Raw genomic sequence first — 24431 nt, 5'->3', positions numbered from 1 at the left:
TGTATTACTTGTTGTTTCGTTTTTATAACAGAAGTTATAAAAAACGTTTATTGTTGACGTTTTGTTTGTTCAGTTTTCAAAGAGCAATATTATTTCGTCGTCATCGGCGACTTTTTAATGATATCAAATACCGATTACCGAGTCAACATTTTTTTAAAAAGTTTTTTTAGTTAGTTACTAAGTTACCTTAGCAACAGATAATAATATACCATTTCAGCCAAATCTATGCAACTACTTTTTAAAAGAAAAATTATTCTGATAATTCAATTGCGATATATTCCCTAAAGCAACATTACCACTAATCTCCAATCTAATTAAAAATACCCTAGAATTAGTTGGAAAATATCACTCCTATATAAAAAGAAGAGCCGAGCGCATTATCAAACGCCCAGCTCTCTTTATTAACGATGTCTCATTAACGGGAATAACAATACGTCTCTAATAGATGGAGAATTAGTTAAAAGCATAACTAGACGATCAATCCCTATCCCCAATCCTCCTGTAGGCGGCATACCATATTCTAGCGCCTCTATAAAGTCATCATCCATTAAATGTGCTTCATCATTACCCTGCTCACGCTCTTTTAGCTGCGCTTCAAATCTTTCACGCTGATCAATAGGATCGTTTAATTCCGTAAATGCATTTGCGTGCTCACGGCCAACAATAAACAATTCAAAACGATCAGTAAAACGGGGATCCTCTTCATTCCTTTTTGCTAGAGGTGAAATTTCTACTGGATGTCCATATATAAAAGTCGGCTGAATTAATTTCTCTTCTACTCGTTGTTCAAAGAATTCATTTATAATATGTCCATATGTCATATTATCATTTATTTCAATATTATTTTCCTTAGCCAATCTTCTAGCATCTTCTAAGCTTGTTTCAGGCCAGAAATCTACACCAGTATATTGCTTAATTGCATCTACCATATGAAGTCTTGTCCATTCTGGTTTTAAATCAACTTCATACTCACCATAAGCTACAGTTGTACTACCATGTATTTCATTTGCAATATGAGCTACTAGATTTTCAGTTAAGCTCATAATATCACGATAGTCCGCATACGCTTCGTACAATTCAATCATTGTAAATTCCGGGTTGTGTCTAGTAGAAACTCCTTCATTACGGAAAACACGTCCAATTTCATACACTTTTTCTAAACCGCCAACAATCAAACGTTTCAAATGAAGCTCAATAGCAATACGCATATACAGCGGCATATCTAATGCATTATGATGAGTAATAAACGGACGTGCTGATGCACCACCAGCAATAGAGTGCATCATTGGTGTTTCCACCTCTAAATAACCATGGCTATCTAAATATCTGCGCATTGATTGTATAATTTTACTACGAAGAATAAATGTACTTTTACTTTCTTCACTAGCGATTAAATCTAAATACCGCTGACGATAACGCTGTTCAATATCTTTTAATCCATGGAATTTGTCCGGAAGGGGACGAAGTGCTTTTGTCAGCAATGTAAAGTCTTTGACTTTAATTGATAGTTCCCCAACGTTGGTTTTGAACAATGTTCCTTCCACTCCAACAATGTCTCCTAAATCCACAGAATTAAATATAGAATATTGCTCTTCTCCTACATTATCTTTTCTTACATATAATTGAATTTGGCCTTGAAGATCTTGTATATGAGCAAATCCAGCTTTTCCTTTTCCTCTTTTAGTCATTACTCTTCCAGCAAGAGCAACAACAATATTTTTTTCTTCCAGTTCTTCTTTTTCAAAAGAGCTGTACTTTTCTTTTAACTCTTCCGATAAATTTGTTCTTTCGAAACGTTTTCCGAATGGATCTATTCCCTGTTCACGCAATTCATTCATTTTGCTGCGTCTTACTTGCAGTTGGTCATTTAATTCTTCATGACTCATTTTTAATCATCTCCAACATCTTTTTTATGTATGATCACCTAAAAAAGGAATCGTAAATTTTTATACATACTTTATTATTCTACACAATGTCACGATTACAGACACTAAAAAAGAAAAAAAACTGCCAGATTTTTCACCGACAGCTGATTTTCAAAACATATTATAAAAAAGAACCTAGTAAAAGTCAAAGTTATCCTACTTGAATTGCCTTTTGCTCTACTTCTATTACAAGACTATCTAACAAGGTAACTAGCTGTTCTCTTGTTTCGCATTGATTAACTTCATTGCGAGCTTTTGCATTTCCTCTTATCCCTTTTAAATACCAAGCAGCATGCTTTCTCATTTCTCGTACCGCAACATTTTCATTTTTTAAAGCAATTAAACGATCGAGATGAAGTTTGCAAACCTCTATTTTTTCTCGCACCGATGGTTCTCCCATCAATTCGCCCGTTTCCAAATAATTTACTGTGCGATAGATCATCCAAGGATTTCCTAATGCCGCTCTTCCGATCATTACAGCATCACAGCCTGTCTCCTCAAGCATTCTTTTTGCATCTTGTGGTGTTTGCACATCTCCATTACCGATTAATGGTATATTAATGGATTGTTTCACTTCACGAATAATATCCCAATTCGCCTTTCCTTCATACATTTGCACACGTGTACGACCATGAAGAGATACCGCACTTCCTCCTGCACGTTCCACTGCTTGTGCATTTTTGATTGCATAAATATGTTCTTCATCCCAACCCATGCGCATTTTAACTGTAACTGGCTTATCAACTGCCTCCACAACTGCTGAAACCATCTCATAAATTTTATTTGGATCTAATAGCCATTTTGCTCCTGCATCACATTTCGTAATCTTTGGCACAGGGCAGCCCATATTAATATCAATGATATCCGCATTTGTATTTTTATCAACAAACTTAGCGGCTTCCACCAAAGTCTCTCTTTCCCCACCAAATATTTGCAGACTTAATGGATTTTCTCTTTCATCAATATACAGCATATTCATTGTTTTTTTATTTTTTAAAACAATTCCTTTATCACTTATCATTTCCGCACATACTAGTCCTGCACCGAACTCTTTCACTGTTAAACGGAATGCTGAATTACAGATTCCAGCCATTGGTGCAAGAACCACTCTATTCTTCATTTCAACATTGCCTATTTTGAACAATACACTTACCTCCTCCATTAAATTATGATTTATTTAGAATCAGGATCTAAATCTTTTCTCGTTATTTTTAAAGCTTTCACAATTAAATTTATCATATCCTCTGATGGAATCCTGTTTCCCCGCTCAATTTCACCGAGAATAGAAACAGATACAAGAATTTTTTTGGCTAGCCCCTCTTGGGTATACCCTTTTAATTTTCGAAAAGCTCGAATACGTCTTCCCCATTTTTCTGTCGTCTCCATATCCTTACTCCTTCTTTACCCTGCAAAAACTCGTTGCTTTCTATTAAAGGCATTGATTTATTCGGTAGTTGTATTGTTGGAGCGATTTCCAGTAAAGGAATCATAACAAACGCTCTTTCTTCTATTCTTGGATGTGGAATGTTTAGTTTCTCTGATTCTATATTTTCATGATTATACAATAGAATGTCAAGGTCTATCGTCCTCGGCCCCCACCTTATTACCCTTTTTCTTCCTAACTCATTTTCCACCGACTGACATACATGTAATAAATCAAGTGGAGATAAAGATGTGCGCACCTCTAAAACAATATTTAAAAAAGGATCTTGTTCTACATAACCAACAGGATCCGTTTCATAAATAGATGAAATACTTACCAGCTTAATTTTTTCCTGACCATCCAACATGCGCACCGCTTCATGTAAGTATTCCACTCGATTACCAATATTAGATCCCAATGAAATATAAGCTTTATTTCTCATTGTCTTCTCCTAAAAATCTCAACAGATACCGATTGATAATGACCTGGTATCGGGGGATCTGGTTTAATAACTGCAACACGTATACTTTCAATTCGATTATAGGTAAACAAAAGTTTTTGTGCAATTCTTTCAGCTAGTGCTTCAATAAGCTGAAAAGGTTTCCCTTCCACTATTTCTTTTACATCAAAATAAAGCTGGCCGTAATTAACCGAGTGCTCTAAATTGTCACTTTCACCCGCTTCCTTTAAATCTACTTCTACTTCTAAATCTATAACAAAACGCTGGCCTAGTTTATTTTCTTCTGGAAAAACCCCGTGATATCCGTAAAACTCCATTTTCGTTAAGCGTATCTTATCCACTATATTCACCTCTCCCCATTAGCGCATCCATCATACGGGTCATTCTTGCCATTTCTTTCACATCGTGCACACGTACTATTTGGCATCCCTTTTGTATTCCAAAGCAAACTGTTGCTCCTGTTCCTTCCATTCTTTCAGCTATTGGCAAATCCAATACATTTCCAATCATTGATTTTTTTGAAGTACCAAGTAAAACAGGATAGCCTAGTTCTACTAACTTATCTAAACTCCTCATCATTTCAAGATTTTGCTGAAGATTTTTAGCAAAACCTATGCCCGGATCTAGAATAATATTAGACTCGGAAATCCCTGCATTTTTTGCAATTTGGATGCTTTCTGCAATATCTGCTAATACATCCTCGATAAAGTTTTTATACTCCTGCTTCTCTCTATTATGCATTAAAATAATGGGTACTTTTTTTTCTGCAGCGATACTGGCCATTAACGGATCTTTTTTGACTCCCCAAATATCATTTATAATATGGGCACCTGCTGTTAATGCTTCCTCGGCAACACGACCTTTATACGTATCAATAGAAATCGGAATATCTATTTCCTTAGAAATCGCCTCAATAATAGGTATTATCCTTTCTAATTCCTCTTCTATCGAAATTTCTACATACCCTGGTCTTGTGGATTCACCACCAATATCAATGATATCCGCACCATTTTCAATCATATCGATTGCATGTTTTAAAGCATGATCTCTTCTGTTGTATTTTCCTCCATCAGAAAAGGAGTCTGGATTAACATTCAATATCCCCATAATCAACGTTTTATTTTTATAATCAAGCTTGTAGGGGCCACATTTTACCGTTTTATCACTCACCATAAATTCCTCCTATCTCTTTCATTGTCCATAACGAACTAGTGCACTGCTGATATGCTTTATGAAGCATTCTGGTTATCTCACCATTTTCTCCCTTAAAACAATGGGAATCAATACGTCCCAATACAACGATTTCTTGAATAGAATTTGTCGCAAATACTTCTTCCGCCTCTAGTAAGTGCTCTACAGAATAAAAATCCTCTTCTACCTTTACCCCCTTCTCCTTCGCAAGAGAAATGATGAATCTTCTTGTAATCCCATTTAAAATACCTGTACGTAAACAAGGAGTGTATAATGTATCATTCTTTACCCAGAACAAATTAGAAGTGATTCCTTCCGCTACAAACTTGTCCTTCGTTAGAAAAATCCCCTCTATATCTAACACATCTCCTACTTCTCTTTTAGCAAAAACATTGTTGAGATAATGATGTGATTTTAATCTTTCTTTACCTTCTGGTGTATTGCGAGGTACAGTTACTATTTGTCCCCTTTTTTCGATTATGCCTCTCCGGTTTTCTAATGGTTTGATATAAATGATTACAGTAGGATTCGTATAGGGGACCGTTTGCAAACCAATTGCACCACTCCCTGCCGAAACATTAAAACGAATATAGGCATTCGTTAACATATTCGCTTTTAATAAATCATCTAACAGCTTCACTACTTCTACACGCTTAAAAGCTTTATTAATATTTAAAAGCTGCAACCCTTCATTTAATCGACTTATATGATCGTCTAATAAAAATGGATGTCCTTCATAAATACGAAATGTTTCAAACAACCCTAATCCATACATAAACCCATGATCAAAAGGAGAAATTACTGCTTCTTCCTGCTTTACGATTTGTCCATTTAAGTATATATACATATATTTATTCACTCTCGCATCTAGCATAATGAGTAATGAAATTATTTAATAATTTCATGCCAACTGTTGTCATAATGGACTCAGGATGAAATTGCACTCCTTCAATCGCCAATTCTTTATGGCGAATCCCCATAATTTCCCCTTCTTCTGTCCATGCACTTATTTCCAAACATTCAGGCAATGTTTCTTTTTTTACAATTAAGGAATGGTACCTTGTAGCTGGAAATGGATTAGGCAGTCCAGCAAAGATCGTTTTATTATCATGATGCATAAGAGAAGTTTTTCCATGCATTTGATTTTCTGCTTTTACAACATCTCCTCCAAATACTTGTGCAATGGCTTGATGCCCTAAACATACACCAAAAACAGGGGTTTCATCAGCAAATGCGGTAATAGCTTCTAAACTTATCCCCGCTTCATTTGGACTGCAAGGGCCTGGCGAGATCATTAAATAGTCAGGAGATACCTTTTGAATTTCCTCAATAGTTGTTTGGTCATTTCTTTTTACAACTAGTTTTTCACCCATCGATCCTAAATACTGAACAAGATTATAAGTAAATGAGTCATAATTATCAATCATATAGATCATTTGCTTTACTCCTTTTTTTCCGCTAATTCTTTTGCATTCCATAATGCTCTTGCTTTTTTCATAGATTCTTTATATTCATTGGCAGGAACAGAATCAATGACAATTCCAGCACCTGCTTGTACATATGATTTCTGCTCTTTTACAAGCATGGTTCTAATCATAATATTTAATTCTATATCTTTGTTAAATCCAATCCATCCAAGGGACCCAGTATATGGTCCTCTTCTCACAGGCTCTAGCTCTTCAATAATTTCCATTGTTCTTACCTTTGGTGCACCAGTTATCGTTCCCCCTGGAAACATACTGTCTATTAAATCAAATTCATTTTTATCTCCTGCTAATTTTCCACGAACATTTGAAACAATATGCATAACATGAGAGTATTTCTCAATTACCATAAACTCATTTACTTCTACCGTTCCATACTCGCAAACTCTCCCAAGATCATTTCTTTCTAAATCAACTAGCATGACATGTTCAGCACGTTCTTTTTCACTTTCTATTAATTCATTTGCAAGTATTCGGTCTTCCATATCATCTTTCCCTCTTGACCGCGTTCCAGCAATCGGCCTTGTACTTACCTCATCCCCCTTCTTTTTAACTAAAAGCTCAGGAGAACCAGAAACCAACTGAAAATCCGGTGTATGGAAATAACCCATATAAGGAGATGGATTTAATACTCTCAACTGTTTATAAACCTCAATTGCAGGAACGTGCAAGCTTTGAGATTGGCGTACAGATAAATTAACTTGAAAAACGTCTCCTTGTGAAATATACTCTTGGATCTTTCTAACAGATCTCTGGAAATCATTATCTTGAATAGATACTTCCACATCATATGACTTCTCTGCTTGTACAACAACTTCTTCTTGACCTGCATACTCTTCTAAAAGACTAATACGTTTTTTTATTTTATTTTCTATGCTATCTCTTGCAGTTTCTTTATATAAGCCCATCAGCCATAAAGATTGTTCTTGATGATCATACACATACCACTCATCAAACAAGAGAAAATATACTTCTGGTATTTCAAGGTCGCCTAACGTTTCCTCAGGAAGTCTTTCAATATAACGAATATAATCATAGCTAATGAAGCCAAGCGCCCCACCCTGGAAATCAGGCCATTCTATATTTGATTCTACTTCATACTTTTTCATTTCCTCTTTCACTAAATGAAGAGGATTTCCTTCAAATATTTCCGTGTTCCCTTCTTTTATAACGTTTAATTGATTGTTTTTCCCAATCATTCTTACGATTGGTTTATTAGCAGCAATACTATATCTTCCACCTCGTCCACTTTCTAATAAAACATAATATGGTTCGTCATTGGATAGTTGGAGGAATTGTTTATAAAAATGATCATATAGCATTGATTTTTTTTCGCCGTATACTTTAAACTTTTCCAATTTTTTTCGCCCCTTACCATTTTTTCTTTTATCATCATACATGAGATTGAAGTAAAAAAACAAAAAAATTAGAATTTGATTATAAAAAAACAAGCGGCCTATTAAGGGCGCTTGTTTATAAGTATAAAAGTAATCAGTTGCTTTTTCTGCTTATTCTTCATCAAACTGATAAAGTGGTGTACTTAAATAACGTTCTCCATTACTAGGAATAATCGCCAATACTTTTTTGCCTTTTCCTAACTCTTTAGCTACTTTTAATGCAGCATAAATTGCAGCACCAGAAGAAATGCCACCTAACACACCTTCTTCTTTACCTGCACGACGAGCATATTCAAAAGCTTGTTCTGTCGTTACTTGAATAATATCATCGTATACTTCTTCATTTAATGTTGCTGGAACAAATCCTGCACCAATTCCTTGGATTTTATGAGGACCTGGTTTACCGCCAGATAATACTGGTGAGTCAGCTGGTTCTACCGCATATATTTTAATATCATTATATGCTTCTTTTAACACTTCACCCGCACCAGAAATAGTACCGCCAGTTCCAATACCAGAAATAAATGCATCAAGTTTTTCCTCTCCAAAGGCTGCAACAATTTCTGGTCCAGTTGTTAATTTATGCACTTCTGGATTAGATAAGTTTTTGAATTGCTGCGGCAGGAAGTATCCATTTTCTTTAGCCAATTCCTCTGCTTTGCGAATCGCTCCACCCATTCCTTCTGGTCCTGGAGTTAATACGATTTGTGCACCGTAGGCCTTAAGCAATCTTCGTCTTTCAATACTCATAGTTTCTGGCATCACAAGAATTGAGTCATATCCTTTTGCTGAAGCTACCATAGCTAATCCAATTCCAGTGTTTCCACTAGTTGGTTCAATAATAGTGCTTCCTTCTTTTAAATCTCCGCTTTTTTCGGCAGCTTCAATCATCGCAAGGGCAATACGATCTTTAACGCTACTTCCAGGGTTCATATATTCTAGTTTTAAATAGACGTCTGCACTGTTTTCTTCTACTAAACGATTTAATTTTACTATAGGTGTTTGACCTATTAATTCTAAAATTGAGTTAGCTAAACGTGACATACACAATCTCCCCTTTTTCTTAATCCGAGTATTTTAATTGGTTTTATAATATATAATTTATCAATGAATCTTCTTTTTGTCAATTAATACACTTGAATTTTACAAAAAATTCACACTACAAAGGCAGCTTTCACCTCTTGAAAAAAGTATATTCAACTAGAGAAAAGAAAATCCTTCTAAATAAAAAGAAGATAAACACTATAATAAGGTTTATCCTCTGTTTATCTTCTTTTATCTCACTTCAGATAAAAGAGTTTCTAACTCGTTTTTTGTAAATACGTACTTTTCATTACAAAAGTGACAGTGTGCTTCTGCTTTTTCATCTGTTGCAATCATATCTTCAATTTCTTCTTTGCCTAAGCTGATAATAGCATTAGAAAATCTATCTTTTGAACATGTGCAGGTAAAAGATATTGGCATTGTTTCAATGATTTTCATATTATCCGCTCCGAAAATCTCTTCTAAAATTTGTTCAGGAGATAATCCTTTTTGAATCAGTTTCGAAATAGGAGGAATTTCTCCTAAACGTTTCTCTATCGCCGTAATCGTTTCATCATCTGTTCCTGGCATCAATTGAATAATAAATCCTCCAGCTGCTAGGATAGAATTATCTGGATTCACAAGTACACCAACACCTACTGATGATGGAACCTGCTCTGATGTAACTAAATAATAAGTAAAATCTTCACCAAGCTCTCCTGAAACAATCGGCACTTGTCCTGTAAAATAGTCACGCATGCCAATATCTTTAACAACCGATAATGTTCCTTCCGTACCTACAGCTCTCCTGACATCTAATTTACCATGTTCATTTAAATCAAAATGAGTTTGCGGATTTGTAACATAGCCCCTTACTTCTCCTTTTGCATTTCCATCTACCAAAATTAAACCGATAGGCCCACCGCCATCTATTTTAACAGTAAGCTTTTGATCACCTTTTAATAAGGCCCCAAGCATAGCGGTAGCTGATATCGCTCTTCCTAATGCGGCAGATGCTGTAGGCCATGTATAATGTCTTCTTTGTGCTTCTGCTACTGTTTCCGTGCTTTTTATAGCGTATGCACGTACTTGATCATTAAATGCTAATGCTTTAACTAGATAATCACTCATTTTTTCGACTCCTTTTTAGGCTTATTCCCAAAAGCAATATCTTGCTTTTTTAACCTTATTTTATATTTTCTTTATTTTTATTATAAATAAGCTGCAAGCCTTTTAATGTTAAAAACGGATCCACCACATCAATAACATCAGATTCTTTTGCTATTAAGTTAGCTAATCCCCCTGTTGCAATAACTTTAGGATTTGCTTTACTGTATTCTTTCATGCGTTTTACAATTCCCTCAACCTGACCAACATATCCAAATAATATGCCAGATTGCATAGCAGAAATGGTGTTTTTCCCTATAACTCCTTCAGGACGAGCTATTTCTATTCTTGGGAGTTTTGACGCTTTTGAATATAATGCTTCCGTAGCAATGTTAATGCCTGGAGAAATGGCTCCCCCCATATATTCTTTATTCTCATTTATATAGCAAAATGTCGTGGCTGTTCCAAAATCCACAACAATCAAAGGACTTCCATATTCTTCAATTGCGGCTACCGCATTTACGATCCTATCTGCCCCTACTTCTTTAGGGTTATCATACTTAATGTTTAAACTTGTTTTTGTTCCAGGACCAACAATAAGAGGTTTAATATGAAAATATTTATGACACATTCTTTCCAAAGCAAACATAATTGGAGGTACTACTGACGAAATAATAATGCCGTCTATGCTAGAAAAACTTAAATGAACATGATCAAATAGCGATTTAATGATCATGCCATACTCATCTTCCGTTTTATAACGATTTGTTTCTATTCTCCAATGATGCTCTAATTTCTCGTTATCATATACCCCTAGAACAATATTCGTATTTCCAATATCAAAAACAAAAATCATGACCTTCACCACTTTATTATTATTGTACGTTATACGATTTTAGTTTAATGCTTACTCTATTTTAAAGAAAGGCTGTTTTCTAAAAGATTGTTGTTTTCCGGACAGTTTCCATGAGTAAATCCATGGTTAAAACAGGTGGATTGGAGGGAAAGATGCAAGACTCCTGTGGGATTAGCGGGACAGGTGAGACCCCACGGCAATTACGCCGATGAGGCTCATCGCCCGCCCCACGGAAAGCAAGCATCCTGAAACGGAAATCAACCTACTTCTTTAAAAGCAACAAAGTTTACGAAAACAGCCTAAAGAAAAAAGAACACTATACAAAACACTGCAAACATCATAACATAATACCTTGCCAATAGTGAACTATTCAAATTCTGTATATATAATAAAAAAGATGTGCAAATAAATCGCACATCTTTTAACATATTATAGTTCTTCTTTTGGATTCACATCTTCTTTTTTCATATTAATGTTTACTTTCACATCATCTGAAGGAGAAGAAATAGTTTCCGTTGAAGAGGAACGATCCGGAAGTTTCCCTTCCTTAAACAAACTATTAATTTGTTCAGCATCCAATGTTTCTATTTCAAGAAGTGTTTCAGCAATTAAATTTAACTTCTCACGATTTTCAGTAAGAATTGTTTTTGCTCTCTCATAACACTCTTTAATGATTCTTTGGATTTCTTGGTCAATATCATAAGCAATAGCATCTGAATAGTTTTGTTCATTATTCAAATCCCTTCCTAAGAACACCTGACCTTGAGATTGGCCAAATTGCAATGGACCTAATTTTTCACTCATTCCATATTCTGTTACCATTTTCCTTGCAATATTAGTAGCTCTTTGGAAGTCATTATGTGCTCCAGTACTTACTTCACCAAACACAATATCTTCCGCTACGCGTCCACCCAATAAGCCTGTGATTTTATCAAGAAGCTCTTGTTTTGTCATTAAGAAACGATCTTCTCTTGGAAGCATTACTGCATACCCACCTGCTTGACCACGAGGCACGATGGTTACTTTATGAACCATATCTGCTTCATCCAGCACTACGCCTATAATTGTATGTCCACCTTCATGATAGGCAACAATATTGCGTTCTTTTTTGGAAATAACACGGCTTTTCTTAGCAGGTCCCGCAATAACGCGATCTGTCGCTTCATCCATATCTTCCATATCAATCTTTTTCTTATCTGATCTAGCAGCAACAAGGGCTGCTTCGTTTAATAAATTTTCTAAGTCTGCACCAGAAAAACCTGGAGTACGCATTGCAATTGCTCTTAAATCAACAGCTGCATCTAATGGCTTATTGCGTGCATGAACGCGAAGAACTGCTTCACGACCATTTACATCAGGTCTATCAACCGTAATTTGACGGTCAAATCGGCCTGGACGCAATAATGCAGGATCTAGAATATCTGGTCGGTTTGTTGCGGCAATGATAATAATCCCTTCATTTGCACCAAATCCATCCATTTCCACTAGAAGTTGATTTAATGTTTGTTCACGTTCATCGTGCCCACCACCAAGTCCAGCTCCACGCTGACGGCCTACTGCATCAATTTCATCGATAAAAATAATACATGGTGCATTCTTTTTAGCTGTTTCAAATAAATCACGAACACGTGACGCACCGACACCAACAAACATTTCTACAAAATCAGATCCACTAATTGAGAAAAACGGCACACCAGCTTCACCAGCAACAGCTCTTGCTAATAATGTTTTCCCTGTTCCTGGAGGTCCATTTAGTAAAACGCCTTTTGGTATTCTTGCTCCAAGCTCGGCAAATTTTCTTGGATCTTTCAAAAATTCAACTACTTCAACTAATTCTTGCTTTTCTTCATCAGCGCCAGCTACATCTTTAAAGCGCACTTTTTTCTTTTCTTCATTGTAAAGTTTTGCTTTGCTTTTACCAAAGTTCATCACTCTTCCGCCGCCGCCTTGTGCTTGGTTAAGCAAGAAGAAGAATAAAATGAAGATAATCACAAAAGGAATGATAGAAGTAAAAAATGTTACCCAGCTGTTTGTTTCCTGTGCTGGCAAAAACTCTACTTTTGATCCTTCTTGTGCAGCTTTGTCAATTCGCTGCTGCACCGTCTCACTATTTGTTACGTAAGAAACGAAATATTCATCGCTTTTGTATGAATTTAACTGTCCTTTAACCTCTAATACACCGCGCTCTGGCTGGCTTGTAATAGATTTTACTTCACCCTTTTCAAGATGACTGATTAATTGATTATAGGATATATGCTTGGTAGGTTCGTTGTTTCCATTGAAAAAACTTACTACACCTATAATTACTAAAAATATTAATAAATAAAAGATGGTATTACGGAAAATACGATTCATCCCTTACCTCCTCCCACGGTAAACAAACTATAGTGTATAGTATCATAGAAAATTGTGTAAATTCAAGAAATTAACCTTTTGTTTGATTATTCATTAGTTGCAGTGTAAACTTCCGGTTTCAATACACCAATATATGGAAGATTACGGTATTTCTCTGCATAATCTAATCCATACCCTACAACAAAAGCATCTGGCACAATAAAGCCAACATAATCTGCCTGAAGATCTGCTTTTCTTCCAGTTGGTTTATCTAAAAGTGTAACTATTTTAATCGATTTCGCTTTGCGGTATCTAAATAATTCCACCAAATAACTTAAAGTTAAACCACTATCAATAATATCCTCAATAATAAGAATATCTCTTCCTTCCACTGAAGTGTCTAGATCTTTTAAAATTTTCACTTCACCAGATGAAACAGTTGAATTGCCATAGCTTGATACATCCATAAAATCCATTTCTAAGTATGTATCGATTCGTTTTAATAAGTCGCCCATAAAAGGCATTGCACCTTTTAAAACACCAATTGCAAGAGGAAATCTGTCTGTGTATTCTTCCGTTAATTGAAATGCTAAATCCTTTATTTTTGCTTGAATTTCTTCTTCTGATATTAGAACTTTTTCAATATCTTGTTTCATTAAATATGTGCCCCCTAGAAGATCATTGCTTTTTATATGTTATTAATAGATAACAATCACTATTCTTATTGCTAAAAGAATAAATAGATTTTTTTAGACCTGGTATCCATAAAAGATTATTTTCCACATCTGTTACAATTGGCCATGTTGCTCTTTGCTGTATAGGTATTTTTTCATCCACAAATATCCTGTTTACTTTTTTGGTACCAGCCATTCCTTTCAACTTTATCCTATCTCCATTTCTTCTAGTTCGAATGATGAGTGGATATTTAATAGAATCAGCACAGAGAAGAATGCTGTCAGCTTCTAAGTTTTCTGGTCTTTTGTCTATATATTCTACCTTAATATAGTACCCATTAGGTAATAATAACTCTCCTGTTTTTGAAATTTCATAATAAAAGGGGTCCTCAGTTGAAAAATTCAATTGAAAATAGGCTAACTGATAGGATTTAACCACTTTTAGATTTTCAGGGAGATCAATATTTCCTGATGGATGAGGACTATTCAACAATGCAATAATTTGGTCTATATGTAATGCGGATAATGAAGCAGGTTTATCTTTATAAAGATAGTTTAATATTAGTTGAATACATCTTCTTTGTAAAGAATTAGCTATTGAAAGAAATTCGTTGATACCAATAACTATTTCATTCTCTTTCTTATCCATTACCACTGTATTCCATGTTTGAACAGTTAATTCCATTAAAAACAGCTCATCTTCTGCTATTTCCTCACTAAATCGCTGAAAATGCTGAATAACACGGTTATTTTCCTTTTTCAGAAATGGCATTACATGTTTACGAAATCTATTTCTGCTATATACTTCCTTATCATTACTAGGATCTCTCCTTGGGTTTAGCTCATTTATTGTACAGTAATTCTCGATTTCTTGTCTTTCTAAACAAAGAAATGGCCGAAATAGTATGCCTTTTCCAAACTTCCTTTCAAATGGAATCCCTGCCCGAGCACGTCCTGAACTTCCTCTAGTTAAATGCATCAAGATAGTTTCTGCTTGATCATCTCCATGATGACCTAATGCTAAATAGTCCATATTGTATATCGCTATCATTTCCTTAAAAAATGAATAACGACAGTCTCTTGAGGCAGTTTGCCCATTCGCCCTTGTTTCTTTTATGTATTTAGGCACATCTATTCTTTTCCAAACAAACGGGATGGATTTTTCCTTGCAAAATTCTTCAACAAATTTTGCTTCTTCTAGCGACTCCTCCCCTCTAAACATATGATCAACATGTGCGGCCATAATAGAAATATTCCATTCTTCTTGTTTAGTCCACAGGAAATGCAGCAACGCAAGGGAATCTGGACCTCCAGAAACTCCTACTAACACTTTACTTCCTTCAAGGGTCAACCCCTTCTTTTTTAAAAATTTTTTCACCTTTAGTTCTAGCATATGCATAACTTCCTTATTTCATTATCACAATTCTTTCAACTGACGATCATCTTTTAAAAATAGATATAAAATAGGTTTCTTATTAATAGGATACCACTTTTGTTTTACTATTTTCAAAAAAGACCTCTAAATTATGGATAAAAACTTATACTATTTTTATAACATTTTCTTAGCAAGTAGGCTTGCTAAATAACAGTTTAGCTTTTTGTTTTTATTTACACTCCTTGCAAAGCCCACTCATTAACAAAATCAATTTTAACCATTAACCTGCTAACCTATAAAAAATAACATTATTACCCAGAAATAGTTATTCCTTCATCAAAATATATAAGAGTTATCTTTTATATACCAGTGTTAAGTTAACTGACCATAAATGTAAAAAAAATATAGTAAAGAGATAATGAGAATAAGAAGCAATGATTCTAAAACACCTGTTTTCCTTTTTCGTTTTTTTACTAGTTGCCTACTTCTTGTATTTTGGTTAGTTGCTGTTTTTTGTTTCGGAGTAGCAGTCTGGCTTTTCACCTGATTGGCCGATGATGTGTCTATCGTATTTTTCATTACTTTGCTTCCGCTAGAAAGCTGCAATAGTGCCTGTTTCATTTCGTTAGCATTGCTGTATTTTCCCATAAAAGCCTGCATCAGAACATTTTCAAATGGCCTCAATTCTTTTTTTTGCTGAATCATGGCTTTTAATTGGGCAATCCCTCCTGTTGTTTTATTAAACCTTTTTGGATAGGCAATATTCATTATTACCATACCAACAGCAAATAGGTCATAGGATGGTTCTGCCTTTCTTGTCCCTAGCCCCCAATAGCCCCGATCAAAAAATTCTGTAAATTCCTTAATGGCTCTCCCCCTTATCGTTGTCCCCCCTACATCAATGCATCTAATTCTTGTAGGAGGACCTGTAATAATTAAATTTTCTGGTTTCAAATCGCCAAAAACCCAATTATTATCATGCAAGACTTGTAAATCTTTTAATAGCTGAATCATTAATACGTTTATCCAAGAGCTCTCCTTCTGGGAAATAAACGTTAACAGTTCAGGTCCCTTTATATATTCCATTACATAAAAAGATATTGTTCCCCTTCCTGTCACCCAATCATCTACGTCTACCAAAGAAGGTCCAAGGCTGTAACCTTGGACCTTTGCAAAAGATTTTAATACATTTACTTCAGAAATAATTGACAGTCCATTATCACTTATCTTTAATGCAAATTGTCCCAATTTGCATTCTGCTAAAAAAACAGTCCCGTTTGCACCAAAACCTAGTTCTTTTAAGATAGTATAATTATTTCCATGCCACTTCCCCTTAATAACTGTACCTGAATGGATTCTAAATGGACTCTTCGAAGTATTCATCATCATGAGAAATTAAGCCCCTTAATGAGCGTTTATTTTTAAAGTAGTGAATAGCTTCTTTTAAAGCCGGACCTGTTGGTGTAATGCCACCTGTGGAAAGTTTAGAAAATATAGTAGTAAGCGACTCTAATCTAGGTGTCCAATCAAGCAGTTTTTCCACCTCTTTCTTTTTCCCGGGAAATACAAAAACAGCATATTTATTTTCTCCAGACCTTGCATTTAAACTTAAAGACAGATCAATTAATGCTTCCTTTACCGTTGGGAGTTTATGCTTCATACTAGCACTTGTATCGACAAGAATAAGAACTTCTAGCTCTACCGTTTCACCTAATTCATCCACAACTTCCATTACCTCTCCCCTTTTTTCTGGGGGTAGGTCTTCTACTGTTTTGGATTTCCCTAATATTTGCTGAAGTTCTTTATTTACAACACCTTGTAATGTTTGTGTCATTGCCTTTTTTGTAACCATTTGAACGGTTTGCGCTAATGCTTGGGCATACACAACTTGACTTACTCCTCCACCAGAAAGAGCAATATCTTCAATTTCTTGCATCCCTCGCTCTTCTATCGTATCATGTTCCATCACACCTATTACATTAACAGTAATTCCTTGCTCCATAGCTAATGCAGCCATCGCTATCGGGTCTTCTCCCTGATTAGAGCAGCCATCTGTGATTAGAAGGATTTGTTTAAGTTTACCAGTTTTCATAATTACTCCCCTCCATTTATGAGTTATTTCCATTTTCGACGGAATAGGGCGTATTTATACTTATAATTCAGATTATTTATCCTCTACTAATCCATTAATTCGCCTCTTGACTATATGTTTGAACCGGAATAGATTTCCATTTCGGTGTATTGTGATTAATTTGTGCAACTAACACTGTCATATCATCTTCAATCAAGCCAGATCTAGAACGAATCACTTCTTCCATAATTAAATCGGCAATCTCTTGTGGATTATTGGTTTTTAGCTCTTTAATTTTTCTCTTCATCCATAAATCAAAATTTTCTACATGTTTTGGTCCCTCAAAAACGCCATCGCTCATCATAATAAGCAAATCGCCAGCCTTTAATTGTTCACTTACTACATCTACATCAAACTCCTGAAGTATCCCCATCGGCAAATTACTTGCTTGAATTTTTATGACCTTTGTTCCTCTTTTAATAAAGCTTGGCGTTGATCCTATTTTTAAAAATTTAGCTGAAGCATTTTGCAAATCAATCATGGCTAAATCTAATGTAGAGAAAATTTCATCTGTTGTCCGTAAAGACAGTACAGAATTAATGGATTTTATAGCGACTTGTTCTTCAATTCCTGATTGAAGAATTTTTTGAAGAAGCTGCAAAGTTTCTTCACTTTCTATATGTGCACGTTCTCCATTCCCCATGCCATCACTTATCGCCATCGCATATTTTCCTAACCCAAGTTCAATGGTAGAATAGCTGTCTCCGGAAATAAATCCTCCATCTTTGGCAGCATGCGCTACTCCTGTTTCTACAACAAATGCTCTAGCAGATCGAAACGTTGCATGACTATAATCATTAGAATATAGACTTTCTGTATTCACAATAATATTTTCTCCTAAAATATCAGATAACATCGGTGCAATCAGCTTTTCACTTTCACCATACCCCGTGTTATATGGAATGGTAATATCTATATCCACATTTCCTTGTTCTAAACTGTATATTTCTACGTTCTCTATATCAATGCCAAACTTCTGGATAGCATCTAGGATTAATTCTTCCTGCTTATGATGATTTTCCCTTTCTCTTTGGATTTCCTTAGCAAAGTCCTCCATTACTTCTGATACACCTTGAAGCTGGTCTGCAACAAGTTTTCGACTTTCTTGCACTTGTTTTTTTAGCTTTTGATTCGCCTGGTATAATGTTAACTCTTGATGGATAGCATCTGTTACTTTTTTCGATCTTGTGCAATGTTTTTCCCAATCTCTTGCTAAACTTAATGAAATATTACCATTTGTCTCAGACATTTCTGTCATAATATCTTTCATAAAGTCATAGGTTGTATTAAAGTTCCTTGCCCAACAGTGTTCCTTCCTAAAGCATGTTTGACATGTTTTTTCTGTAACATTACTTAAAAAATAATCCAATTCTCTATCATGATCTTCATTTTCGGCGAGGTTTTGATTTGAAGAGAAACTCTTTGATAAAGCATGGAAAACCGTAGAAAATTGGGATACCCTTTGTGCCGTTACATCCCGCATTTTCCGCATATATTGCTGTTGCTCCATTGAATATTCCGTTGTTCCTGGAATATGTTTTGCAATTCTTGTAGTTAAAAGCTGGGGCGTCAACATAAAAATAATGACGGCAATGGTTGTTTCCATAATAGAAATGGATAATACGCCGCCTCCCTCACCATACATCCCTATAAGCAACGTAGCAATATAAAGCCCTAAAGCTACCCCGACCTTTTTCCCCTCTTTCAGCAGTCCACCTAATAAACCAGAAAAAGCAAGCAAGCTCATATGATAAAAACTAGATACATTTGCAAGGCTAAAAATCAAACCTGTCACAACTCCTACAGTTGATCCAATAGTGGCTCCTGCAATATAGGCGAATAATAATACTAAGTATCTCGACATAATATGTTCAACAGACATATCGTAGACAGTCCACCCGATTGTTCCAGTCATAACCGATGCTAACATAATAATCAGACAAACAATCTCTTCCGTTTTTAATGCTTGTCTTCGCTTATTGAAAGATAACAATGGAAGACTTTGCAAAAAAATCAATGTTAAAATGAAACCCAAGCTTCCTTCTACAAGTGACATCATTCCGCTATATAAAGTAATTTCTCCCTGAAATAAATAACTTTCTACTAAACCGCCTCCAACCAAGCTCAATAAAACGATAAATGGGACGAGACTTTGTTCATTTTTTTTCCATTTGCTTAATAATTTATAAATAACAAGAAATATAAAGGAAAGTGCAAAACTAGAGAATGATTCTTTCAAAGAAATGGTTGCTGCTCCTCCAATTAACCCAACTAATGCAATGGGAGCTTTCTCTTTTCTAGTTAAATAAACTGCTGCAAAAAAGGGGAGAGTAAATGGAGTTAATTTTGCTAAAATTAATGCCCTCCCCAACAGAAAACCGATGAAAAGGAGCATATACCCTTTTACGATAAAAAGGTTCTCTATTTTGACATGAAATTTATTAAGAAATACCCCAAATCCGGCCTTCGATTTCCCAAAATTAACTTCACCTATTGTGTCTATTAAGTCCCTTTCTACTTTTTCCATTTAACTACACTCCCTATCCAGTATCGTTGCTGAAAATTATAGAATGCTTAGTATTAGAAGTTTGTCAAAACGGCAGACAAGCATAAAAATTTCGGTCGACTTCTTTCACTTATTTTTTTAATAAAATACATATTTCGATAAAACACAAGTTATTATAGAGCCTTTTAAATATTAAAAAACGTAGTAAAATCAACTATTTCGTAAAAAAAGTATTTTTTCCTCTCCCCAATTTTTTTGCCTCATTTTGTCAAAAAGTAAATATAAATAATTAAATATTAAAATTCTCCTATACTTGCAATCGATGATATATTTTTTAAAAATATCTTCTCCGTGATTGTAGAAATGAATGTGCTGTCAAACACTAAGGTTTACGAAAAGAGTCTTTAAAAAAACTATTGACTTTTTAATAATTATTTTGTAATATATAAATTGTGTCTGATAACTATATAAATATGGCGGCGTAGCTCAGCTGGCTAGAGCGTACGGTTCATACCCGTGAGGTCGGGGGTTCGATCCCCTCTGCCGCTATCTAAAAAACTATAGAATAATGTTCTATAGTTTTTTTATTTTTTAACCAACAAAAAAACAAGCCTAACTGGCTTGCTTAAAGCTACGGGAATATATAAACGATAAACCGTGCTATTTATTAGAAATTCAGCAGCAAGTTACCCTCGTCTAGCGCCTTTTCCCCCGCGTTTAGACTCAGTATTTCGTTTAAGTGAAGCTAAACGATCTTCACTATCTTTTAAGAAACGGGCCATTTTCGACTCGAAATTCTCTTTAGGCGCACGATTTTCATTTGGCTTCGCATGACGTGGTCTTTGAGAGTTATTAGAATATCCACCTCTAGACTCTCTTCTTTCTCCGCGTTCAAATGATCTCTCTGGTCTCTCTGGTCTCTCTGGTCTCTCTTTTGCCTTTTTAATGGATAGGCCAATTTTCCCATCCTTCTCCACATTGATAACTTTTACTTCTACTTGATCGCCTACTTTTAAATGTTCATTAATGTCCTTAACATAATTGTCTGCGACCTCGCTAATATGAACAAGACCTGTTGCTCCTTCAGGGAGTTCAACAAACGCACCAAAATTAGTAATACCTGTAACCTTTCCTTGTAACTTGCTGCCTACTTCGATTGACATAAAAAAGTTTTGCCTCCTTAAGGATATAAAAAATCATGCTTATAACATATTATACATAATGGAAAAAAAGAGTGTCAATATAACTGTCATTCTTATTCATTTCCATTTTATTTCTTTTCCTCTTTTTCTTCTGGAATATTAAAGATTATTTCTCCTTTTTCAGATAAAAATAAATCTTTCCTCGCCAATTTTGCTAAGTAATCCTCATCCTGCAGCTTCACTATCTGATCATTTAGCTCTTTTTCTTTTTCTTGAAGAGATGCTACTTTTACTTGTAATTTCTTCTTTTCGGCTATCTTCTCATCCAAAGTGGAGCTTTGAGATATGAGTGTGGAGATCATTATAAAGCCCATAACAAATGCAAATAGAAAAAATAATGTCAATCTGCGAAAAAGCAATTTTTTTCTTCTTGCCGCACTCAAGCTATTAGCCTCTTGTTTTATATTATATTCTGTTTGTAAATTTGCAACATCTGGTTTTTTTATTGCACTCATACACCGCTCCTCCTTTCGCTATTGTTTTTTTCTATTAGTTATCCAATTAATCCAATATTTCTTTATTTTATGGAAATATCCTGCCATTTCACCTGAAAACTTCTCGACTGAATTTTTACCTCGTTTCGGCAATAACAGCCAAATGAGGGAGAATAACCATTTGAATGGTAGAAACATTATCTTCAAGATAAAGCTTAATACCCTAACAGCAGCCCTCGCCAGTGCCATAAGTCCCTTATATAAAAATACAACAATAGATATAAGGAGAAAAATTAAGGATTTAATCGGTTTATAGACTAGATTAATCAATAGCTTAACAATAAGTTGATAGAACCGAATACTAATAGAAATAACCAGTTTCAATAACCTAAGATATACTTTCTTTAATAGTGCCTGATAAATCGCAAACCCTAAAAAAAGGGCTAAAATTATATAGATTCGCACTTCTCCCTGATTAACAAGAAAAAGAACATAAAACAGCAATAGTGCTTGGAAAATCCAAAATAAAAGATCATGAAAAAAAACAATCAGTCTTTTTCGTACCGGTCTTTTTAAAAAATATTGATATGTCTCTAGACTAATTCCAAAAAACAGGCCCATACCAATCATAGCAAGCATGGTCATAAATTGGACCGATAGCGTCATCGGAATATCTTGCTAAAGAATCCCTTAGCCTTGTCTCCATTATCATCTACATATACTAAATCAAAAACCTTTCCTTTGATAGAAACAATCCCCTTTTCTACATCTAAGTTTTTCATTTGAAGATTTTGGCCCCGTATCGATAAAAAACCCATTACTGTTTCTAAAAGAAATTCCTCACTATCAAAGCTCTCTACCTGCTTAACACCAGTAATGTCTACAAGCTTTCTTCCCCGCATTATCACATCATGCTCTACATTACTGCTTTTGGATGAATTCGATTCATAATATTGGCTCATCTATTTATCCCTCACAATCACTTAGTACATTGCTACTTGTACAATTGTATGAAGGATAATAATAAATTAGAACAAGCTTTCCGATACACACTTATATAATAAAAGCTATTAATAAATAGAGAAAATAAGTATATTTTTTATCCTTATATCTTTTTCCCCACCTATTTCTATTTTTAAACTTATGCTTATTATAAATATGAAAATGCAGCTTTAAGAAAGGCTTTCTTCCTTAAGAATTGTATACATATTTGCTGCATCTTCCTTTTTAGTGGAATCCTGCAATAACTCTATTTTCACCGTTACCACTTTTTGACCAAATCGAACTTGCAATTCATCCCCTACTTTTACATTCGAGCTAGCCTTGGCTTGTTGACCATTAATCAATATTCTTCCTTGATCCGCCACTTCTTTTGCCAATGTTCTTCTTTTAATCAATCTTGATATCTTTAAAAATTTATCTAGTCTCAAAATAATTCCCTCCGCTTAAATTTCTTTTTCTTTTGCTTCATTCCAAAGCTTATCTAATGATTCCAAATCCAACTCATGAATCGATTTACCTATTTCACTCACTTTTCCTTCTATATATCGGAAACGTCGCTTGAATTTTTGATTTGTTTGGTGAATGGCTAGTTCAGGATCTATTTTATAAAATCTTGCTATATTCACAAGTGAAAAAAGAATATCTCCAAATTCCTTTTCCATTTTATCTGTACTTTGTTTTAATTTCAGCTCTTCTTTAAACTCTTCCAGCTCTTCTTGAACTTTTCCCCATGCTTCTTCTACTTCTGGCCAATCAAAGCCAACATTCGCAGCCTTTTTCTGCAATTCATACGCTCTTAAAAGATTAGGAGCTGCTTCATTTATTCCATCTAAAACTGATTTTGGTTTCTCCGTATGTTCTAGACTTTTCGCCTTTTGCCAATGCTCCATTACATCATCCACTGATTCAGCATCTTTATCTCCAAACACATGGGGATGTCTTCTAATCATTTTAGCAGAAATGCCATCAATAACATCATGTACACTAAAGAACCCTTCGTCTTCTCCAATTTGACTATGCAACATTACTTGAAGCAAAACGTCGCCTAGTTCTTCTATTATATGATCGATATCCTCTTCATTTATTGCTTCAATTAGTTCAAAACATTCTTCTATTAAATACTTCCGCAATGATAAATGGTTTTGCTTTTTATCCCAAGGACAGCCATCAGGCCCCCTTAATGTAGCAATAATTTGGCGCAATCTCGAAAATTCTTTATTTAATAGCTCCTCATCTTTCACTGGAGGCACATAAACAGAAGTCAAATTATTTAAATTTACTTCTCTATCTAATTCATGCAAGGGAACTTCTTTTATCCATTCATCTGTACTGCCCGCAGCTGTTATAATTTTAACAAGATAATCGTACGGAAGTCTTTCCATCAATGTCAATTTTACTTCTGAAGCAGAAAAAGAGTCATATACTTGGCCAATAATTAGATGATTGCGAAATTGTATATCATCAATAGATAATGCAGTGCCATCTAGCAATTGAAATCCATCAATCGGATCGACCTTTAATGATTGAAAAATGCTGTCTAAAAAGCTTTGTCCCCCGCCAAATGCTAAATCCACTACACCATTTTCACTTTTTTCTATTAAAAGCTGTACTGTTTTCTCAGCAACAAGAGGATGTCCTGGAACAGCATAAATAATTTCTTCTTTTTTAACCTCTGTTAGAAGAATGGCAACTATTTCTTTGTAAACTTCTTCAAATTGGTCATGCTTCTCATAAATATCGTCTAAAAAAGTAAAACTTGCCCCTTCCGCTTCTAGTTCCGGCACAAGAGGATGATCTTTGGTTCTTAAATAAGTTCTTTTATCCTTTTGCATTAATAGTTTATAGACTCCTAAAGGAAGCTGGTTTATATCGCCTGCTCCTAGCCCTACAATAGTAATTTTATTCAA

General features: G+C 34.9%; 24 protein-coding genes and 1 tRNA gene. 1 reads left to right on the top strand and 24 read right to left on the bottom strand.

From position 1 onward, the window contains the following. Positions 1–401: 401 nt before the first annotated feature. From lysS to spoIIE, 18 genes are all read right to left on the bottom strand, one after another. Positions 402–1886, bottom strand: coding sequence for a lysine--tRNA ligase (gene lysS, locus CWS01_RS17165; RefSeq protein WP_101178399.1), 1485 nt, complete (start codon positions 1884–1886; stop codon positions 402–404). A 190-nt stretch (positions 1887–2076) separates the two neighbouring features. Continuing rightward, positions 2077–3069, bottom strand: coding sequence for a tRNA dihydrouridine synthase DusB (dusB, locus tag CWS01_RS17160; protein ID WP_101178398.1), 993 nt, complete (start codon positions 3067–3069; stop codon positions 2077–2079). Positions 3070–3098: 29 nt separating this feature from the next. After that, positions 3099–3311 carry a helix-turn-helix domain-containing protein gene (locus CWS01_RS17155; RefSeq protein WP_101178397.1) on the bottom strand — a complete coding sequence of 71 codons (213 nt, stop codon included), beginning with the start codon at positions 3309–3311 and terminating at the stop codon, positions 3099–3101. Beyond that, complete coding sequence (folK, locus tag CWS01_RS17150) at positions 3260–3790, bottom strand: 2-amino-4-hydroxy-6-hydroxymethyldihydropteridine diphosphokinase (protein WP_101178396.1); 531 nt, start codon at positions 3788–3790, stop codon at positions 3260–3262. Before folK ends, CWS01_RS17155 begins: the two co-directional genes overlap by 52 nt. Continuing rightward, the gene (gene folB / locus CWS01_RS17145) at positions 3787–4149 is read right to left on the bottom strand and encodes a dihydroneopterin aldolase (protein ID WP_101178395.1); all 363 of its coding nucleotides are present in this window, start codon (positions 4147–4149) and stop codon (positions 3787–3789) included. The genes folK and folB overlap by 4 nt, the downstream gene beginning before the upstream one ends. Further along, positions 4142–4981 carry a dihydropteroate synthase gene (gene folP, locus CWS01_RS17140; RefSeq protein WP_193603789.1) on the bottom strand — a complete coding sequence of 280 codons (840 nt, stop codon included), beginning with the start codon at positions 4979–4981 and terminating at the stop codon, positions 4142–4144. Before folP ends, folB begins: the two co-directional genes overlap by 8 nt. Next, the gene (pabC, locus tag CWS01_RS17135; protein WP_101178394.1) at positions 4971–5846 is read right to left on the bottom strand and encodes an aminodeoxychorismate lyase; all 876 of its coding nucleotides are present in this window, start codon (positions 5844–5846) and stop codon (positions 4971–4973) included. Before pabC ends, folP begins: the two co-directional genes overlap by 11 nt. Before the next feature lie 4 nt (positions 5847–5850). Continuing rightward, entirely contained in the window at positions 5851–6435 is a 585-nt protein-coding gene (gene pabA / locus CWS01_RS17130) for an aminodeoxychorismate/anthranilate synthase component II (protein WP_101178403.1), read from the bottom strand. 5 nt (positions 6436–6440) lie between these two features. Continuing rightward, positions 6441–7841, bottom strand: a complete 1401-nt coding sequence (locus CWS01_RS17125) for an anthranilate synthase component I family protein (protein ID WP_101178393.1) — start codon at positions 7839–7841, stop codon at positions 6441–6443. Between the two features lie 150 nt (positions 7842–7991). After that, positions 7992–8924, bottom strand: coding sequence for a cysteine synthase A (gene cysK, locus CWS01_RS17120; protein WP_101178392.1), 933 nt, complete (start codon positions 8922–8924; stop codon positions 7992–7994). 231 nt (positions 8925–9155) lie between these two features. Further along, positions 9156–10034: an Hsp33 family molecular chaperone HslO gene (hslO, locus tag CWS01_RS17115; protein ID WP_101178391.1), complete on the bottom strand. Its 879-nt coding sequence runs from the start codon at positions 10032–10034 to the stop codon at positions 9156–9158. A gap of 55 nt (positions 10035–10089) precedes the next feature. Next, positions 10090–10866, bottom strand: a complete 777-nt coding sequence (locus CWS01_RS17110; protein ID WP_101178390.1) for a type III pantothenate kinase — start codon at positions 10864–10866, stop codon at positions 10090–10092. A 429-nt stretch (positions 10867–11295) separates the two neighbouring features. Next, positions 11296–13221, bottom strand: a complete 1926-nt coding sequence (ftsH, locus tag CWS01_RS17105) for an ATP-dependent zinc metalloprotease FtsH (RefSeq protein ID WP_101178389.1) — start codon at positions 13219–13221, stop codon at positions 11296–11298. Positions 13222–13307: 86 nt separating this feature from the next. Then, on the bottom strand, positions 13308–13856 hold the full coding sequence (gene hpt, locus CWS01_RS17100; RefSeq protein WP_101178388.1) for a hypoxanthine phosphoribosyltransferase: 549 nt from the start codon (positions 13854–13856) through the stop codon (positions 13308–13310). A 22-nt stretch (positions 13857–13878) separates the two neighbouring features. After that, positions 13879–15267 (bottom strand): tRNA lysidine(34) synthetase TilS, encoded by a 1389-nt coding sequence (gene tilS, locus CWS01_RS17095; protein WP_101178387.1) that lies wholly within the window; start codon positions 15265–15267, stop codon positions 13879–13881. Positions 15268–15621: 354 nt separating this feature from the next. Next, complete coding sequence (locus CWS01_RS17090; RefSeq protein ID WP_101178386.1) at positions 15622–16638, bottom strand: protein kinase domain-containing protein; 1017 nt, start codon at positions 16636–16638, stop codon at positions 15622–15624. Beyond that, the gene (locus CWS01_RS17085) at positions 16607–17341 is read right to left on the bottom strand and encodes a vWA domain-containing protein (RefSeq protein WP_101178385.1); all 735 of its coding nucleotides are present in this window, start codon (positions 17339–17341) and stop codon (positions 16607–16609) included. Before CWS01_RS17085 ends, CWS01_RS17090 begins: the two co-directional genes overlap by 32 nt. 94 nt (positions 17342–17435) lie before the next feature. Continuing rightward, positions 17436–19907, bottom strand: a complete 2472-nt coding sequence (gene spoIIE / locus CWS01_RS17080; protein ID WP_101178384.1) for a stage II sporulation protein E — start codon at positions 19905–19907, stop codon at positions 17436–17438. 454 nt (positions 19908–20361) lie between these two features. On the opposite strand from spoIIE, the gene CWS01_RS17075 reads away from it, so the two are divergent. Beyond that, positions 20362–20435: transfer RNA gene (locus CWS01_RS17075), tRNA-Met, on the top strand. Positions 20436–20572: 137 nt separating this feature from the next. Here CWS01_RS17075 and CWS01_RS17070 read toward each other — a convergent pair. The 6 genes from CWS01_RS17070 to yabN all read right to left on the bottom strand — a co-directional run bounded on the left by CWS01_RS17070 (position 20573) and on the right by yabN (position 24431). Then, positions 20573–21049, bottom strand: coding sequence for a S1 domain-containing RNA-binding protein (locus tag CWS01_RS17070; RefSeq protein WP_101178383.1), 477 nt, complete (start codon positions 21047–21049; stop codon positions 20573–20575). A 107-nt stretch (positions 21050–21156) separates the two neighbouring features. After that, positions 21157–21543: an FtsB family cell division protein gene (locus CWS01_RS17065; RefSeq protein ID WP_101178382.1), complete on the bottom strand. Its 387-nt coding sequence runs from the start codon at positions 21541–21543 to the stop codon at positions 21157–21159. An 18-nt stretch (positions 21544–21561) separates the two neighbouring features. Then, entirely contained in the window at positions 21562–22188 is a 627-nt protein-coding gene (gene yabQ / locus CWS01_RS17060) for a spore cortex biosynthesis protein YabQ (protein ID WP_101178381.1), read from the bottom strand. Next, on the bottom strand, positions 22185–22484 hold the full coding sequence (gene yabP, locus CWS01_RS17055; protein ID WP_101178380.1) for a sporulation protein YabP: 300 nt from the start codon (positions 22482–22484) through the stop codon (positions 22185–22187). Before yabP ends, yabQ begins: the two co-directional genes overlap by 4 nt. A 210-nt stretch (positions 22485–22694) precedes the next feature. Continuing rightward, on the bottom strand, positions 22695–22952 hold the full coding sequence (locus tag CWS01_RS17050) for an RNA-binding S4 domain-containing protein (RefSeq protein ID WP_101178379.1): 258 nt from the start codon (positions 22950–22952) through the stop codon (positions 22695–22697). 15 nt (positions 22953–22967) lie between these two features. Continuing rightward, positions 22968–24431, bottom strand: coding sequence for a bifunctional methyltransferase/pyrophosphohydrolase YabN (gene yabN / locus CWS01_RS17045; RefSeq protein WP_101178378.1), 1464 nt, complete (start codon positions 24429–24431; stop codon positions 22968–22970).

Source organism: Niallia nealsonii (genome assembly GCF_002835805.1).
Lineage (GTDB): Bacteria > Bacillota > Bacilli > Bacillales > Cytobacillaceae > Niallia > Niallia nealsonii.
Note: the sequence above shows the minus strand (reverse complement) of the source record. Positions and strands in the feature narration are given on the sequence as shown.